Origin of the sequence: Nostoc sp. (assembly GCF_036918245.1) — a bacterium.
In the GTDB taxonomy this organism is placed as follows: Bacteria; Cyanobacteriota; Cyanobacteriia; order Cyanobacteriales; family Nostocaceae; genus Nostoc.
Window position 1 is genome coordinate 46,224 of record NZ_JBALEF010000109.1, and the last position, 17,527, is coordinate 63,750.

The following is a 17,527-nucleotide window of genomic DNA, read 5'->3' on the forward strand; positions in this document are numbered from 1 at the left end:
TTACCTTAGATTTCGGTAATTTTTAGATGCAACCGATCAAAGATATCTCAGGAACCACAAAAAATCACTATGAGGGATACGTAATTCAAGAAGATGAGTTATGAATTAGCAATTGTCTTAGGAATAACTCTTACCTCCTAAGCTTATTTGATGTTATCTATGAAAAAAATAGATTAACTATAGTCGCATCAAATAATCGAAGCGAAAAAACTACATAGTCTGCGTTAATGCTAAAGCGACTTATCCTGCTAGAACTACTACTTTGTTGACAGTAAATAAATTGAGTTTGAGGTAAAAATGAAACACGAAAAACTTTCTCCTGGACTACTTTTGGCATATCAAGACTATCAAAATGAAGGAGATAAAGCTTTAATTACACACAAGCGATCGCTTGGCATCATTGCCCACAAAAGCCCAGTCAAGCCCACTAAGAGCGTCGTTTTTATCTACTGCGACCCTGATGCAAACTTAAGTTATCTATCACAATATAATATTGAAGTCAATCAAAACTCTGGGAGTGTGCGGACAGCTTTCTTACCCATAGAGAGTTTAGATGTCTTATCTGAAGAAGATGTGATTCAGCGGATTAAGCCATCACGCAAACTTCATTTGAGGATGGACACTGCAATGGGAACAGTCAAACTGCCGGAGTTCCAAAATAAAACCGGACTGACTGGTAAAGGAGTAATTATCGGCATTATAGACAGTGGCATTGATCCGAAACACCCTGCTTTTGCTGGACGAATTTTACACATTTGGGATCAAACGCTGCCAGGTCCAGGAGTTACAGAGGGCGGCTATGGGGGTGAATTTACGGGAGCGCAACTGACAATTTCTCAGGATACTGGTGGTCATGGTACTCACGTTGCGGGAATTGCTGCCGGTGCCGATGCTAGTTATAGTGGTGTCGCACCAGAAGCAGAATTAGTTGTCGTCAGGTCAGATTTACAGGATGCCCACATTGCAGATGGTGTGCGTTACATTTTCCGAGTTGCCAGAGAGTTGGGACGCCCGGCAGTGGTAAATCTCAGCTTGGGTGGACACGCTGATGCCCATGATGGTAGTGATTCCTTATCCAAAGTCATTGACGCCGAAACTGGGCCAGGAAGAATTGTTTGCTGTGCTGCGGGTAACGAAGGAAACGATAACATTCATGGACAAGCGACGATACCCAGTGGACGCACTCGTGGTATGCGGTTTAATGTTCCTTTGAATCAAGTAGGCATAGTTTGGTTAAACGCTTGGTATGCCAAAGATAGCGAATTGGAAGTGTCTGTGCGGAGTCCTAACGGTTTTGTTACTCCCTTCCAAAAAATTATTACTGAAGGTAATGCTGCCCAAGATTACCAATTACCAGATGCACGGGTGCAATTAGCGACACCAGCACCAGACCAAGCCAACGGCGACCATAATTTCTTTGTGCAAATACGCGGTATTGACCCCTCGCCAGTCATGGGAGGTGTTTGGCAACTGCGAGTCCGTAACCCTTCTTCAACTGACACGCGTTTAGATGTGTGGACACTAGATGACAGTTCATCAGTGTTTTTTACAGGTAAAAGTGTGAAAGATGCGTTAAAAATTGGTTCGCCAGGAGCTGCTAGCAGTGCAATTACAGTTGCTGCCTATACAACTAAAACTAAATATACAGATATTGATAACCAAGTGCGAGAAATGGGGTTAGAACTGAATACTATTTCAGAATTCAGTAGTGAAGGGCCTCTACGCAATGATGGACACAAGCCCGATGTAGCAGCACCAGGAGCAATGATTGTTTCAACGCTTTCCGCCGATGCAAATTTTGACCGTTCATCGATGATTAATTCCAAGTTTGTGGTGCAGGCTGGTACGAGTATGGCGACACCGTTTGTTAGTGGGTTAGTGGCCCTGCTGTTGCAGCGAGATCCTAAACTCGATCCGGCTGCTGTGAAAGACTTGCTACGTAAAAATAGTGCAATTCCCGGAAAACCCACAGGCACATTTGATGACAAATGGGGTTATGGAGTGATTAATGCCTTAAATCTGTAATTAGACTGAGAAAGGTAGATATTATTTCTGTACAAGGGTAGGCAACAACAACCTATAAATTTGATAAGTTAGGGTAGGCAATTATTGCCTGCCCTGTTTACCAAGGAATTGCTGATGAATTATCAGAAACTAGATGCCGCTCTTGCTACAGCGCTGAATGATGTTCAAAATTCAGAAGAAACTAGTTTGGGGGTTTTCATCCATACTGAACCAATTCTAGACTCTGCTGCAACTAATTTTTTAGAAAGTTTAGGCGTTAGTGGTGTTAGCAGTGGGAAAGATATTTTCACAGCAACACTGTCACCAAATACCATTTCTCAGTTGTCAGAGCAACCTTGGGTGATGAGTCTGAAGCGATCGCAGCAATTACGTTTGGTTAATAGGAGAATCAATACAGGTAAGTTGGGCGTTTAATGGGCATTGCCTAGCTTTATAATGTGTAGATAATTTTTTGCTGTTACTGTGAATCCGGTTTTGGTTTTTCTGGAAACTTACACTTCACCTCAATTTCCAGATTACTTTCAGTAGAGCCTTCGGTAATGTAAGGAATACCTGCTTTACCACCCAGCTTAATGCCAAATTTAAGTTTTACCTCCTCAATCTCAGCAGTATTGAAGTCTTTAAAAGCACTCAGAGCATAGATAGTATAAGAACGAATCATTTGCCGAGCTTGTTGCATCCGAGCGATCGCATCTGTTCGTACATCCTTGTATTCTATGCCATCATCGTCCTCCTCAATTTCCGAACTTATTTCGGTGGCTGTGACGTTAATCTCAATCTGCTCAATCTCTCCATCTGCTTGGAAAAATAGTTGCTGTACTTCTGACATAAGCTACCTCGATTAAAGTTTTGTAACGTATCTGAATAAATTTCAGCTTGCTTGCAGAAAACTAACAGATGGTATTGTTTCTAGTAACACAGCCATTGATTGTGTCTGTCAAGATTATCCCGCATTTACCAACCCAAGGTGTGTTAAATGGCACGATACGCGCTTGTTATTGGCATCGCTGAGTATGTCAGCCCATCATTATCGCGTTTGTTGAAGACTACAAATGATGCTGAGGCGATCGCGCAACTCTTAGAGCAATATGGTGATTTTCAGTCTGTACAAAGACTACCACAGCGCTGGAATAAAGATAAAAACGGCTATGAAATGGCAGCGTCAAAAGTTACTGGCGCTCAACTTGGCCAAGATTTGAGAACATTCCTACTAGAGCAAGCTGCTAATAATGAAGCGCTAATTTATTTTAGCGGACACGGTTTTACTATTTCCGACAATTTGGGACAACAAAAGGGATATTTGGCAAGTTCCGATTGTCAGATTGAATTTAAAGAAAACGAAAATGTTGAACAAAAATATGGCATTCCCCTGGATAGCCTTAACGAATTAATTCGAGATTCGGAATTGAGTAGTTTAGTGATGCTACTCGATTGCTGTCATAGCGGCTATTTATTAGAAAGACAATTAATAGAAAGAACTCTTAACGCTTTCAGTTCGCAAAAAGATTATTACTTAATTACAGCATGTCGTGGCTTTGAACGCGCCGGAGTGATTAAGAGTGAAGAATATAGTATTTTTACAGGTGCAGTTGTTAAGGGATTGGCAATAGAAAATGTAGGTAGTAGTAGGCGCATTAGTGGCGATCGCTTGTTTGATTTTGTCAGCAATGAACTTAAAGGTTCCGTACAGGAGCCGATTCGCATGGGTTGGGGACGTTCGATTACTCTGGTTACTTATCCCCAATTAGATATTCCCACAGGAGAAAAAATTGCTTTCAATCAGGAAAATCCTTATCGGGGACTTTATGCATTTGAATCAGAGCAAGCGCAATATTTTTGTGGAAGAGATGAAGCAGTTCGCACCCTAATTTCGCGTTTAGCAGAGAGTCGTTTTTTGGCTGTAATTGGCTATTCAGGTAGTGGTAAATCTTCCTTAGTAAAAGCAGGTTTGTTGCCGCAACTGAAAGGCGATCGCCTGCCTGGAAGCAGTCAATGGGAAATCGCATCTTTTACACCAGGAGAACATCCTTTAGGTAAATTAGTTGATATTTTGACTCGACAACAACAGCAAAATCAGCCGCATCTATTATTTATCGATCAATTTGAAGAAATATTTACCCTTTGTCAAGACGATGAGGAACGCAAAACTTTTATCCGCTTAATAGCACAGGAAGTAAAAAAGGCTGAGGTAGAAACGCGGATAATTTTGACAATTCGTGGTGATTTCTTAAATCGTTGTGCTGACTATCGAGAAATTATTACTCTCATTAATAATATTCCTCCCACATCATTCATCATCACACCGATGTCTTTTGCTGAGTTAGAAGAAGCAATTGAAAAACCAGCCAAATTACATGGGGTAACATTTGAGCGTGGTTTAGTTTCGCAAATTTCCGCCGATGTAGTCAACCGTCCTGGTGTATTACCCATACTGCAATATGCGCTTAAAGAATTGTGGCGAGTTTGCATTGAAGAACCTGAATCGCCAGAACCGCTTTTAACTCGTAAAGGTTATGAGGAAATTGGCGGAGTTAAAGGAGCTTTAGACAAACGAGCGACAATTTTGTATGAAAGTTTAACAACTATAGATCAAGCCTTTGCGCGTCGCTTGTTTATGGAATTAGTGCAGTTAGGTGAAGCTGGAGAAGTGACGCGGCGGCGTGCTAGCTGGGAGAGATTAGAAGCAATTTCCGATTCTCCACAACAATTGCAACGGGTTGTAGGATTACTGGCAGGTTCTCAACAACGTTTAATTATCACCGATGAAAAGACAATTGAAGTTGCTCATGAAGCACTTTTATCTGAATGGAAATTATTAAATACTTGGATTGCTGAAAATCTGGAGAATATTCGTCTCAGTCGTTCTTTAGAAGAAGATTGCCAGGAATGGCTACAAAGATTTAATAAATCGGATGAAGCACTATTGGCGGGTGCAAAATTGGCTGTAATTTCTGAGTGGGTAAATAAGACTCAACCAAGACTTACGCCATTAGAATCAGAATTTTTGCATAAAAGTTTGGAGAGACGCGATCGCCAAAATCAGGCAGAATTAGAGCAAGCAAAAAAACTCCAACAGCAAGCAGAAGCTAAAGCCAAAGCTGAATCACAGAGAACTAGATTTGCGCTCGCTTCTGCAACACTTATAGTATTGTCTATGGGATTGGGATTTTTTGCATGGCGATTAATAAAAGAGAATATGGTCAAGGATGCGATCGCTTCTGGAGCATTAATTGCATCGCCTGAGCTACTTTTGCAAACAGGGAATCAGCTTGAGGCGATGATAGCAAGTGTACAAGTACTCAAGCAATTTCAAGATTTCAGTATAGACAATACTGATGCACTCAATCGACTCAAATCAGTAATTGATGGCGTACAGGAACACAATCGTTTAGAGGGACATACAGATTCTGTTACCAGTGTAAGTGTCAGTCCTAAAGATCCACTTATTGTTTCTGGAAGTAAAGATAAAACTGTGAGACTCTGGAAAATAGACGGTACTCCAATTAAAACCCCTGCACCCATGAAACATGATGCTGCTGTCTATAGTGTAAATTTTAGTCCTGACGGTCAGTATATAGTCTCTGCTGATGATGATAAAAAAGTTAAACTCTGGAAAAAAGATGGTACTTTACTTGATTCAATTAGAGAAAATAACAATATCTATTTTGTCAATTTTAGTCCTGACAATGAAATAATTTATACTATGGAAGATGGGACTATAAAATTGTGCAAATATAACTCATCAACAATTATAAAAAAACCTTATATAACCATACCAGGAAACGGTAGAGACAAAGTTTGGAGTGCAGAATTTAGTCATAATAATACTGGTGAAAATATTGTTACTGCTTCCGATGATGGAAATATTAGAATATTCACCAAAAAGGGCATTAATATTGCTACTTTACCAGGACATATTGCAGCAGTAAGTTATGCAAGTTTTGGTCTTAATAACGATACTATTATTTCTTCTAGTTACGATAATACAGTTAGAATGTGGCAAAGGAAAAATGATGGAAAAACGTGGTCAAATATAAAAAACTTAGCTGCTAACAATCCGTACAAAGTTAAATTTAGTCCAGACTATAAAACGATTGCTGCTACTAATATTGACGGAAATATCCAACTATGGAAAGATAATCAACTTACTCAACACTATTTTATAGGAAAACACAAAGATAAAATCACTGATTTGAGCTTTAGCAATGATAGTAAATGGATTGTCACTGCTAGTCGTGACCAAACTCTAAGAATATGGAGTTTAGATTCTCACTCTGAAAATAGAACCCAGACAAATACTGCCACCTTATTAAAAAAAGGCTGTAATTGGCTATCAGACTATTTAAATAATAATGATCAGGCACGGAAGAAATATTTTGATGTTCGTCATAATATCTGTAAAAATGCTAAAAAATAACAGTCATTAATAGGAAAAAATACTTAACTTAGCTGTATAATAATCATTGATAAATAGAAGGTTTAAACTATGGAAGACTTAGAAGCTAATTCCGAATCCACCCAGCCTGAAACTCTGAAGACTCAAGGAAATGAAACCAGTGCAGAACCTGGAACTAGGAAACCTGGAAGACCGACCAGGAACCCAATAGCAATATTAAAAAAGTTTTGGGACTGGATGTTTAATAATCGTTAAAAATTTTATTAAACAGGGCTTCTAACTGAATCAAGTAAAATTGCATCTCTTAGCCGTTTATGTACGGTAGTTTTCTTTTAGATGAAGTACAAAAAGCTACAGGTTTTGAGGCAGGAAGTAGAAAATCTATCTGAATGCGTGAGTGAGTCCTACATTTGCACCTCACTTACTTGTAAAGTACTGTAAATAATGCATGAGTGTAGTAAGCGCGATCGCCCCCCATTCCTCATACCAATTAATACAAATGTTCTGGTTGTCTACTTCCAGGCAGCATTATCTATCACTAGTAGTATTCTGTAAAATTCATCCCTGAGAATATTTGCTCCCCCCTTACCTGTGGTGGCAGACAGTCCTAAACTGAATATGAGAGTTGAACAGGCAGTCGGGAGAAATTTTGTGAAAAAAGTATTATCAATCATTCTTGGTGGTGGCGCGGGTACTCGGCTTTACCCGCTAACCAAACTACGCGCTAAACCAGCAGTACCAGTAGCGGGGAAGTACCGCTTAATCGATATCCCTGTCAGTAACTGCATAAATTCCGAAATATTCAAAATTTACGTCCTGACACAATTCAACTCAGCTTCCCTGAATCGTCACATCGCCCGTACCTACAACTTTACTGGCTTCAATGAAGGGTTTGTAGAAGTGCTAGCCGCACAACAAACACCAGAAAACCCTAACTGGTTCCAAGGTACAGCCGATGCTGTACGTCAGTACCTGTGGTTAATGGAAGAATGGGATGTAGAAGAATATCTAATTCTCTCAGGCGATCACCTCTACCGCATGGATTATCGCCAGTTTATCCAGCGCCATAGAGAAACCGGGGCTGATATTACTCTCTCAGTCATCCCCATTGATGAGCGTCGCGCCTCAGATTTTGGCTTGATGAAAATTGACGATTCTGGTAGGGTAATCGATTTTAGCGAAAAACCCAAAGGTGAAGCGTTACTCCAAATGCAAGTTGATACAAGTGTACTGGGATTATCAAAAGAACAAGCCCAGCAACAGCCCTACATCGCTTCAATGGGGATTTATGTCTTTAAAAAAGATGTTTTGTTCAAGTTGTTGAGAGAAGGTATAGAAAGGACTGATTTCGGCAAAGAAATTATTCCTGATGCCTCTAAAGATTACAACGTTCAAGCTTACCTTTTTGATGACTACTGGGAAGATATTGGAACAATCGAAGCATTTTACCATGCCAATTTAGCCCTAACTCAGCAGCCTCAGCCACCCTTTAGTTTCTACGATGAAAAGGCACCAATTTATACCCGCGCTCGTTACTTACCTCCAAGTAAACTATTAGATTGCCAGGTAACAGAATCAATTATCGGCGAAGGTTGTATTTTGAAAAATTGCCGCATTCAACATTCAGTGTTGGGAGTGCGATCGCGAATTGAATCTGGCTGCCTCATCGAAGAATCTTTGCTCATGGGTGCAGATTTTTACCAAGCTTCTGTAGAACGCCAATCCAACGTAGAACAAGGTGACATTCCTGTAGGTATTGGTGCTGACTCGATTATTCGCGGTGCCATCATCGATAAAAACGCCAGTATCGGTCACGATGTCAAAATTATCAATAAAGATAACGTGCAAGAAGCTGACCGCGAAAGTCAAGGTTTCTACATCCGTAGTGGCATCGTTGTCGTGCTGAAAAATGCTGTAATTCCTGATGGAACCATCATTTAGTCATTAGTCATTAGTCATTAGTCATTGGTCATTAGTCATTGGTTAATAGTTACAAGCAACAAAGGACAAAGGACAAGGGACAAAGGACTAATGACTAAACTCATCTTACTGATTGGTCTTCCAGGTAGCGGTAAGTCAACTTTGGCAAAACAATTACTGGCAGAATGCCCCCAAATGGCGCTAATTTCTACAGATGCTATTCGGGGGCAATTGTTCGGTTCCCAAGCCGTTCAAGGGTCTTGGCTACTGATTTGGCGCGAAATTGAGCGGCAATTTCAGCAAGCTATTTCCACAACTAATACAGCTATTTTTGATGCCACCAATGCCCAGCGCCGCCATCGTCGTGAAATCATTGCTTTCGCCCGTAACCTGGGCTTTACCCACATTAGGGGAATTTGGGTGGATACACCAGTTTGGCTGTGTTTAGCACGGAATAAAAGGCGATCGCGCCAAGTTCCAGAAGAAATTATTTTGCGGATGCATCGTCAACTCCGGGATGCTCCCCCAAGTCTGGAAGAAGGATTAGACAGCCTGAGCCGCTTATCAGAAAAATCGGAGTACGGGAATTGCGATTTCTTGGTGAGCGAGAACCACACTTGATTTTCTATATTTTTTGTTAATTTGAAATCATATTCTTTTTGTTTGGCACTATACCAGGCAAATTAAACATCTCTCATCTTCAAAATAAACATAACGGGAATTTCTATAGGAGGCTGGTAGATGGCTGCAACCGACTTCAAGGACTATTACGCTATTTTGGGAGTCAGTAAGACTGCCAGTTCAGAGGAAATCAAACAAGCCTTTCGTAAACTAGCCCGCAAATACCATCCTGATGTCAACCCAAACAACAAACAGGCAGAGGCACGCTTCAAAGAAGTTAGCGAAGCCTACGAAGTTGTGTCAGACCCAGATAAACGCAAAAAGTACGATCAATTCGGTCAATATTGGAAACAAGCTGGTGAAGGTTTCCCATCTGGCGGTGCTGGTCCCGATATGGGTAACTTTGACTTCAGTCAATACGGCAATTTTGATGAGTTCATTAATGAGTTGCTAGGACGCTTTGGTGGTCCTATCCCTCGTGGTGCGGGTGCGGGGCGCCAAAGTCAGGCACGAAGTCACTCTTACCGCACTTCTCCAGGTACCTCAACTCATTTTAGCAGCAGCTTTAACGATTTTGGATTTCAAGATGGAGGTGCGGGTAGTACCCAAGATAGTGAAGCTGCGATCGCTCTAACTTTTGCTGAAGCATTTAATGGTGTGAAAAAACGCTTCAGTTTAGGTAATGAAACAATAGATGTTAACATCCCGTCTGGGGCTAAAACTGGTACTCGCCTACGAGTGCGAGGCAAAGGTCAAATCAACCCCATGACTCAACAACGGGGGGATTTATACTTAAAAGTCGAACTTCAGCCGCACACGTTCTTCCAAATGGAAGGCGATAATCTGATTTGCGAAGTGCCAATCACACCAGATGAAGCTACTCTGGGAGCGTCTATTGATGTACCCACTCCCGATGGTTCAGTTAATGTCAAACTACCAGCAGGAGTGCGTTCTGGTCAATCTCTACGTTTACGTGGCAAAGGTTGGCCCCTCGCCAAAGGTGGACGCGGCGATCAGTTTGTGAAAGTGGCGATCGTTCCACCAAAAGACCTCAGTCAACAAGAGCGGGAATATTATGAAAAAATCCGGGCTATACGTACTTATAATCCTCGTAGTCATTTGAACCAATTCAGGCTTTAATAAGCAAAAACAGAATCCCCATAATTAAAATCTCGTCATTACCCACATTTTGGTAACAGTCAAAGTATTATGCTAAACCACATCCTGTCTAGAACTTAAGTTCTGCGGCTCAGAGCTACTGTTCACTCAAGTGGACTTGAATCATGTTCGGATGAATGTTTAACCGAACTTGAGATGAATTGTTGTTTAGTCCAGTTAAGAGAACTTGAACTATTAGCCTTGGAATTGTATTCCGAGGTTGAATAGCAACGAAGCTAAAGATAAAAAGATGTGGGTAACGACAAATAATAATTAAGGGATTTTTGTGGCGATCGCTAAAACAAGTAAAATTCAGAGACGCATTAATTTTGCGTCTCTATATTGGCTTAAGATTTGATTAGGGTCTGAATTTCCATTCAAATCTTAATAGTTCCTAATTCCTAATCCCCAGTTTCCAGCACCCAATGCAATTTATTTTGAATATTTATAGTCAATTGAATTGTTCTAACAATGTCTCAACACTAGCATTGTGATCCAAAAAAGAAAATAAATGCCAGTAGCGCAGTTTTCCTTCTTTATCTAATACAAACTGTGCTGGCAAAGGCGCTCCCAGTGCTTGTCCTGCTTGATATGTACGAAACACTCGACAACTAGGATCGCTCAATAGTGGCATTTTTAAGCCTAAATCTTTGACAACTATTTGACTCTGCCGTTCATCGGTACTAGTAATCATTAAAACTTCTATACCGCGATTTTTGAATTGCTCGTAGTTTTGATTTAAAGCTTTGATGTGAGGAAAACAAAAAGGACAATATTGCTTTTCGGTAAAGATGCGAGTCAAGGCTAGTAACACTGGTTGTTTGCCTTTATAATCAGACAATTTTACTAAAGTCCCGTTGGTAATATCTGGCAACTGAAAGTTTGGTGTTCCCACTTCCAATCTGAGTTTATTGCTAGCTGGAACTGGTAAAAAATTACGGACAAATCTCTCATTTAATAAGCCACTAAAGTCAGTTGAAGTAAGCATATTTTAACCTTGATTATTTAAATAATATTTTATAAAAAACCACAGATATTTACGGAAGTTAACATTGTTTAATGTGTATCTCTGTTTATCTGTGGTTTTCATTGATTTTGCTTTCAACTCCAAAAGGCTGGATTAGAGTTTTTAGCTAGCAAAATTTAGACAGCAGAGAAGTAGACTTTAGACTTCACTGGGTCAGGATTCATTGTCTTGTCACCAGGTTGCCAACCAGCTGGGCAAACTTCGTCAGGGTGAGACTGAACATACTGAATTGCTTGTAATGTCCGCAGGGTTTCATCAACGCTACGACCAAAAGCTAGATTGTTAATGGTGGCGTGCTGTATGATACCATCTTTATCGATGATGAACAGACCACGCAAGGCAATGCCTGCTGCTGGGTCAAGAACGTTGTAAGCGGCGCTAATCTCTTTCTTAATGTCAGAGACTAGAGGATAATTCAGGTCGCCGACGCCACCAGACTTACGATCTGTTTGAATCCAGGCGAGGTGAGAGAATTCACTGTCAACGGAAGCCCCAAGGACTTCAGTATTGATTTTCTTGAATTCTTCGTAGCGATCGCTAAATGCTGTAATTTCAGTAGGACAAACAAAGGTAAAGTCTAGTGGGTAGAAAAACAGGACGACATACTTACCGCGATAATCGGAAAGTTTGATTGTCTTAAATTCCTGATCTACCACAGCCGTTGCTGCGAAATCGGGAGCTTGTTGACCAACGCGGAGGCTTCCTTCGGTTCCGTAAGTAAGGGACATATTAACCTAATTCTCCTTTATCGGTTTAGTAGCGTTGGAATTTGGGTCAAATAAAATTCACCCATCCACGCTCTTACAGTTTAATTACGATCTGTTACGACTATATCATACTCATAACGATTTTGAGTAGCAAATGCCAGATTTAGATACAAGAGAATGGTTGCTTACCAACGGCTTGGGAAGTTTTGCCAGCGGTACAGTTTCTGATGTCCGCACGCGCACCTATCATGGTTGGCTGTTTGCCGCGACAAACCCACCTTCTGGAAAGACTCTGCTGTTTTCGCACCTAGAAGCTAGCTTGGAAATATTAGGCAGCGTTGTGGCACTGGGGACAAATGTTTGGGGTAACGGTCAGATTGAGCGAACAGGCTCTGAGCAGCTACGCCGTTTTGATATTAACCCAGTTCCCAAATGGACTTGGGGTCAAGATAACTGGCAATTAACTAGACAATTGGTGATGCCCTATGGTTTGGTGGAGACTGGGGACAAAGGGAAAGAGACAAGGGGACAAGGGGAAAAGGAGACAAGGGGGGATAAGCAATGGCCCAATGCCCAATTTTGCCATCGAATTTTAATTCAGTATCGCTATGAGGGAAGTGAAACAGCTATTTTACGGTTGCGACTGTTGATAGCAGAACGTGACTTTCACCACCAGCAGACTGCTAGTCAAGAATTACAGTTTTTACAATTGCTAGGGCAACAGCAAGTCTGTCTGCAAGCAATCAATTCTGGGCGCTTCGGCATACCTTGGCACTTGCGCTGGACACAAGGAAATTATCAACCGGATGCAGTCTGGTATTGGGATTATGGATTGTCTGAGGAGACAAAACGGGGATTAGGCGACAAAGAAGACCTCCACAGTCCTGGTTACTTGATAGTCACACTCCAACCAGGAGATACGGTGACTTTAGAAGCACGAGTCGCGAAAACCGACTCAGTGCCAGGTGTTCTCACCCTCAAAACCTTCACAGAAGCTGTGGAGGCAGAGCAAGAAAGGCTCTCACAGATTTTTGGATGGAGAGGGGGAGGTAGAGGAGCAGAGGCGCTGGGGAGATGGGGAGCTGGGGAGCTGGGGAGAAGTTGCAGTCAGTTTTTCCCCTCTGCCCCTCTGCCCCTTTGCACCTCTGCCTCTTATACCCACTCCCCAATCTGGCAACAACTACTCAAAGCAAGCGATCAATTTATCGTCTATCGAGCCTCAATTGCAGGCCCCACGGTTATTGCTGGTTATCACTGGTTTAATGACTGGGGACGCGATACATTAATCGCTTTACCGGGGTTGGCACTACTTCCACAGCGCTTTGACCTAGCAAAAGGAGTATTGCGAACTTTTGGGCATTATTGTCGCCACGGTTTGATTGCGAATGCATTTCCCGATCTCAATGGCGAACCAATTTATAACAGTATTGATGCGGCATTGTGGTGGATTGAAACTTTAGGACTTTATTTAGAAGCTACCCAAGACTGGGATTTTTTGGCAGAGCAATTCCCTGTAGTACAGCAAATCTATAAAGCATTTGTCGGTGGTACACATTTCAATATCCAGGTCGATGCTACCGATGGGCTAGTTAGTTGGGATGCTCGTGGTGTAGCTCTCACCTGGATGGATGTAGTAATTGGGGCACACCCCGTCACGCCCCGTTACGGGAAGCCAGTAGAAATCAATGCGCTGTGGTATTCTGCTTTATGTTGGCTGAGTCAGTGGGCAGAGCGCTTGAGCCAAATGGAATATGGCTCACCAGTGCGTCTCACTAAGCAAGCACAGCGTTATGCTAACCAAGCACAACACGTGAAAACCTCGCTGCAAAAGTTCTGGAATCCTCAGCTAGGTTATCTGTACGATACTATTGAGCCGGACGATCGCCGGAATTTTCAAATTCGTCCGAATGCCGTTTTGGCGCTATCACTACACCATTGTGGGTTTTCTGAACAGCAAGGGTGTCAGATATTAGATTTGGCAACTACCAGCTTGCTCACCCCTTATGGTCTTCGCAGTCTCGATCCAGGAGATCCCGAATATAAAGGGAAATATGAGGGCAATCAACAGCAACGCGATCGCGCTTATCACCAAGGCACTGTTTGGACTTGGCTAATTGGGCCATATATTCGGGCTTGGCAACGTTTTTATCCACAACAATCGCTGCCTTTTGATTGGCAACCCTTGCTCGATCACTTTTTCTTTGACGCTTGTCTTGGTTCTATTTCTGAGATTTTTGATGGCGATTCACCTCACACACCCAGAGGAGCGATCGCTCAAGCTTGGTCAGTTGCCGAAATAATCCGCCACATTAAATAGTTGTAGGGATATAGATAGTCTTGGATAATTATTCTTGATTAACATACATTCACAAATTAATGTTGCTAGTTGGAACCTACAAAACCCTTACTATACAAGCTTTTTATTAATTTATCTGATTATCCAAAAGTGACTAGATATTTTCGATTATTTCACAAATTGAGGCCGCAAAACCAAAAAATTTTATTTCCTTCTGTGAGAAAATAAAATATGAAAAAAGTTTATCAACGAGATGTAGTATTCTTGATAGTAGCAATGTATTTCAGGCTTAATTTAGATACTCTACAGGATAGATGATTGACAGCGCAATCACTATTGATAAAGCTAATTTTATATTTCCTTATAGAAAACACATCATATCTTAACGCTAAATAAGCCTAAAGAAGTATAGATATGAATTAAGAAATAAATTAATAAAATAAAGTACAAAAAATTAAGTTCACGTAGGAAGAATTGTAAATAAAGTGACTCAAACTAATAACAAGACTAACTTTCAAGAAGAAACAGATTTAGGGACTTCTATTGCTCTGGCTACTACTACAGATAAATGGGAAGTATTGTCGTACAGTGCTCCAATCCTACCCATACATGCCGCTCTACTTCGTACTGGTAAGATATTCTTGTTCTGTGGCTCAGGTAACGATCCTAATCGGTTAAATACTCCCTATGACAGTGTAGTCTGGGATGTAAACAAGGGAACCTTTTCCCGTCAAGCGCCTCCATTGGATAGTAACAAGCAACCAATGGATCTTTTTTGCGCTGGTCACTCCTTCCGCCCTGATGGGATGTTACTAGTTGCAGGTGGAACTTTGCGCTATGACCCATTTTACGGTTCACCCTATGCTCTGATGTTTGATCCCATTGCTGAGAAATGGGTCAAGATACTATCAATGAATAATGGTCGTTGGTATCCTACTGTGTTAACACTAGGCAGCGGTCGAATCTTAGCAGTATCTGGGCCAGATAAAGATGGCAACCTCAATAGACAACCAGAAATTTATTCTGCTTTCTTTCCAAATGGTTGGAACGCTTTTCCAAAAACTAGTGCCTTACCGGCATACGCGCATCTGTTTCTACTAAATAGTGGAAAAATTTTTTATTCAGGTGGTCAGATGGGTGGAAACTATGGATCGAGCCCAAGGATATTAACCCTGCCAGAAACATTTACACAATCCATTCCAGAAAAAGTAGTGCCGGGGCTGCAAGACTCAGCTTTTGGCGATCAAGCTGCCAGTGTGCTTTTACCACCTGCACAAGATCAAAAGGTGATGATTCTCGGTGGGGGTAGTGGTAAGACAGCAACAAAGAGGGTAAATATTGTCGATTTAAAAGCTACTAATCCAACTTACGTAGCAGCAAAGCCTTTAAACTATGCTCGGATGCATCACAGCGCAGTTTTATTGCCCGATCGCACAGTGTTTGTTTGCAATGGTAGCAAAATGAATGAGGATACAAAACAATCAATGCTGCCAGCAGAAATCTACAATCCAGCTACAAATACTTGGACAGTAGTAGCTAAACAAAATGTTCCCCGCGTATATCACTCAGTAGCCTTGCTACTACCAGATGGTAGGGTCGTCACAGCTGGGGGGAACCCTCAACGGAGGGTCAATGAACTGCGATTAGAAATCTACAGTCCTGCGTATATGTCGCGATCGCGACCAGTTATTCGGAGCGCTCCTCAAACAGTGACCTACGGGCAGCAATTTACAATTCAGACACCCCAGGCTGCGAATATTAAATGGGTTAGTTTTATTAGACCAATGGCAACTACCCATTCTTGCGATACAGAACAAAGGTTAGTGGATGCACCCATTACTTCTAGAAACGCTACTTCTCTTAAGGTCACGGTAATAAACAATCGAAACATCGCACCCCCAGGCTGGTACATGCTTTTTATTAGTGACAACAATGGAACACCCTCAGTAGCAACCTGGACGCAAATATATTAGCCTTATCTGTTTATGTTCGCACTGCTACCCAATAAAAGTCATTAATTCTAGGAAGGAAAATATGAATTACAAGCTATCACGTCGACAGTTTGGACAGTTGGCACTTGCTGGAACTGTATTATCTGGACTTAGTTATCTCACCAAGAAAGTCTTGGCAGAAACACCAGGTGTAAATATTGTAGGTATAGGTTCTAGCCCGATGGTTACTACTGACCAAACGGCTATTACAGAGGTAAACACCACTGAATTAGTAGAGAACACTGCCCTAAACAGTGTAAGCACAGATATTCGCACAGATATGAAGCCTGTAGGACTAGTTTTGCAATCCTTAGTTACAGGAAAGGCTCAGGTACTTACGGATAAAAGTACACCTCTATTAGAGCCTAATGAGATATTGAGTGGTTTTACCTCTTTAAGCGATGGCACACTTGTTGTAGCCATTACTCCGGTTGCGATTAGTCGGAGAGAGGCGACACCTACTCGCATTACATTTTTGGGTACGCCTGTAAAAACTTTGATAGTCTCAGGACTTAAACCAAATCAACAGCTTGGAAGCTTGCTAGGTACTAATGATGGGCGACTCATTGGTCTAGTAGGTAAGAAAAACGGTACACCACCGATCAGATTGGTAGATATTAACCTTCAAACAGGAGAGATAAGTTCTATTAGTAAGGTTAAATTCCTGGACGATGAGCGGGTCAGCAATCTAGCTGAGTGCCCAGATGGAATACTTTATACCTCTATAGTTGGTGCGTATGGTGATACAACTCTGGTGCAGCTAGATTCAAATCAAAAAAAGCCCATCAGACTAGGACAATTGAAAGTTAATGGTGAAGCATGGAATAATGGCTTACAAGGCTTAGTTTGCTCTGCAACAGGTCAACTCCTCGCCTTTGGAGCTATGAGATATGAGACACCTAATGCTGTGTATATTGTTGACAAGAACAGTGGAAATATGACTCGGCTACAAAACTTTGATACTACTCAGATTACGCGTGCTCGTGCTTAGAAGGAATTGAGCTGATATCTCTAGCAAAAAACTGCCTAGCCCTCATCTTTGCTTGAGGGCTTTTTATTGATATTGATTGGTACAGCTTATTATTAAGAATATTTTTGACTTATTTTCTAATTAGTTACCCCTGGAAATTCTGATTGATACAGAACAGCAGTAACTCAAAAAAATTTATAATGATTTTGATAGGTATGCTTATATCAGGAAAGGTTGCCGAAGTTCAAAACTTACTCATTAGATTCTCCTTTGGAGTACAGCGATCGCCTTTTCGATAGCTAAGAATCTAATGAGAGTGTGTTATACCAATTTAATATGAAGCTACATATAATGGTAAGAAGCCAACTCCTAAGTTTAAATAGTCATGAGCCGCCCGTTTAAGATTGAAATCACGG

At 41.4% G+C, this 17,527-nt stretch carries 13 protein-coding genes; 10 read left to right on the top strand and 3 right to left on the bottom strand.

The window, feature by feature from the left end:
• Window positions 1–297: 297 nt before the first annotated feature.
• Window positions 298–2,025, top strand: a complete 1,728-nt coding sequence (locus V7L12_RS31895) for a S8 family peptidase (protein ID WP_335090570.1) — start codon at window positions 298–300, stop codon at window positions 2,023–2,025.
• Between the two features lie 114 nt (window positions 2,026–2,139).
• Complete coding sequence (locus V7L12_RS31900) at window positions 2,140–2,439, top strand: hypothetical protein (RefSeq protein WP_335090571.1); 300 nt, start codon at window positions 2,140–2,142, stop codon at window positions 2,437–2,439.
• Window positions 2,440–2,482: 43 nt separating this feature from the next.
• Here the strand turns inward: V7L12_RS31900 and V7L12_RS31905 are convergent, their stop codons facing one another.
• Window positions 2,483–2,854, bottom strand: coding sequence for a CU044_2847 family protein (locus tag V7L12_RS31905; protein ID WP_335090572.1), 372 nt, complete (start codon window positions 2,852–2,854; stop codon window positions 2,483–2,485).
• Window positions 2,855–3,001: 147 nt separating this feature from the next.
• On the opposite strand from V7L12_RS31905, the gene V7L12_RS31910 reads away from it, so the two are divergent.
• The 5 genes from V7L12_RS31910 to V7L12_RS31930 all read left to right on the top strand — a co-directional run bounded on the left by V7L12_RS31910 (window position 3,002) and on the right by V7L12_RS31930 (window position 10,102).
• Window positions 3,002–6,442 carry an nSTAND1 domain-containing NTPase gene (locus tag V7L12_RS31910; protein ID WP_335090573.1) on the top strand — a complete coding sequence of 1,147 codons (3,441 nt, stop codon included), beginning with the start codon at window positions 3,002–3,004 and terminating at the stop codon, window positions 6,440–6,442.
• A 69-nt stretch (window positions 6,443–6,511) separates the two neighbouring features.
• Entirely contained in the window at window positions 6,512–6,676 is a 165-nt protein-coding gene (locus V7L12_RS31915; RefSeq protein ID WP_335090574.1) for a hypothetical protein, read from the top strand.
• A gap of 396 nt (window positions 6,677–7,072) precedes the next feature.
• Window positions 7,073–8,362: a glucose-1-phosphate adenylyltransferase gene (locus tag V7L12_RS31920; RefSeq protein ID WP_335090575.1), complete on the top strand. Its 1,290-nt coding sequence runs from the start codon at window positions 7,073–7,075 to the stop codon at window positions 8,360–8,362.
• Window positions 8,363–8,452: 90 nt separating this feature from the next.
• Complete coding sequence (locus tag V7L12_RS31925; RefSeq protein ID WP_335090576.1) at window positions 8,453–8,962, top strand: AAA family ATPase; 510 nt, start codon at window positions 8,453–8,455, stop codon at window positions 8,960–8,962.
• 120 nt (window positions 8,963–9,082) lie between these two features.
• Entirely contained in the window at window positions 9,083–10,102 is a 1,020-nt protein-coding gene (locus V7L12_RS31930) for a DnaJ C-terminal domain-containing protein (protein ID WP_335090577.1), read from the top strand.
• 469 nt (window positions 10,103–10,571) lie between these two features.
• Here V7L12_RS31930 and V7L12_RS31935 read toward each other — a convergent pair whose 3' ends face one another.
• Window positions 10,572–11,108: a peroxiredoxin family protein gene (locus V7L12_RS31935; RefSeq protein ID WP_335090578.1), complete on the bottom strand. Its 537-nt coding sequence runs from the start codon at window positions 11,106–11,108 to the stop codon at window positions 10,572–10,574.
• A gap of 155 nt (window positions 11,109–11,263) precedes the next feature.
• Complete coding sequence (locus V7L12_RS31940) at window positions 11,264–11,875, bottom strand: peroxiredoxin (RefSeq protein ID WP_289799057.1); 612 nt, start codon at window positions 11,873–11,875, stop codon at window positions 11,264–11,266.
• A 133-nt stretch (window positions 11,876–12,008) separates the two neighbouring features.
• On the opposite strand from V7L12_RS31940, the gene V7L12_RS31945 reads away from it, so the two are divergent.
• The 3 genes from V7L12_RS31945 (at window position 12,009) to V7L12_RS31955 (ending at window position 17,132) form a co-directional block, all read left to right on the top strand.
• Complete coding sequence (locus V7L12_RS31945) at window positions 12,009–14,171, top strand: amylo-alpha-1,6-glucosidase (RefSeq protein WP_335090579.1); 2,163 nt, start codon at window positions 12,009–12,011, stop codon at window positions 14,169–14,171.
• Between the two features lie 464 nt (window positions 14,172–14,635).
• On the top strand, window positions 14,636–16,123 hold the full coding sequence (locus V7L12_RS31950; protein ID WP_335090580.1) for a galactose oxidase-like domain-containing protein: 1,488 nt from the start codon (window positions 14,636–14,638) through the stop codon (window positions 16,121–16,123).
• Window positions 16,124–16,184: 61 nt separating this feature from the next.
• Window positions 16,185–17,132 (top strand): hypothetical protein, encoded by a 948-nt coding sequence (locus V7L12_RS31955; protein ID WP_335090581.1) that lies wholly within the window; start codon window positions 16,185–16,187, stop codon window positions 17,130–17,132.
• The last annotated feature ends 395 nt before the right edge of the window (window positions 17,133–17,527 follow it).

Bases quoted from the DNA above. Each gene is read 5' to 3' on its own strand.
- V7L12_RS31955 (WP_335090581.1), top strand. From the start codon at position 16,185: ATGAATTACAAGCTATCACGTCGACAGTTTGGACAGTTGGCACTTGCT.
- V7L12_RS31940 (WP_289799057.1), bottom strand. From the start codon at position 11,875: ATGTCCCTTACTTACGGAACCGAAGGAAGCCTCCGCGTTGGTCAACAA.
- V7L12_RS31895 (WP_335090570.1), top strand. From the start codon at position 298: ATGAAACACGAAAAACTTTCTCCTGGACTACTTTTGGCATATCAAGAC.
- V7L12_RS31925 (WP_335090576.1), top strand. From the start codon at position 8,453: ATGACTAAACTCATCTTACTGATTGGTCTTCCAGGTAGCGGTAAGTCA.
- V7L12_RS31905 (WP_335090572.1), bottom strand. From the start codon at position 2,854: ATGTCAGAAGTACAGCAACTATTTTTCCAAGCAGATGGAGAGATTGAG.
- V7L12_RS31915 (WP_335090574.1), top strand. From the start codon at position 6,512: ATGGAAGACTTAGAAGCTAATTCCGAATCCACCCAGCCTGAAACTCTG.
- V7L12_RS31935 (WP_335090578.1), bottom strand. From the start codon at position 11,108: ATGCTTACTTCAACTGACTTTAGTGGCTTATTAAATGAGAGATTTGTC.
- V7L12_RS31900 (WP_335090571.1), top strand. From the start codon at position 2,140: ATGAATTATCAGAAACTAGATGCCGCTCTTGCTACAGCGCTGAATGAT.
- V7L12_RS31945 (WP_335090579.1), top strand. From the start codon at position 12,009: ATGCCAGATTTAGATACAAGAGAATGGTTGCTTACCAACGGCTTGGGA.
- V7L12_RS31930 (WP_335090577.1), top strand. From the start codon at position 9,083: ATGGCTGCAACCGACTTCAAGGACTATTACGCTATTTTGGGAGTCAGT.
- V7L12_RS31910 (WP_335090573.1), top strand. From the start codon at position 3,002: ATGGCACGATACGCGCTTGTTATTGGCATCGCTGAGTATGTCAGCCCA.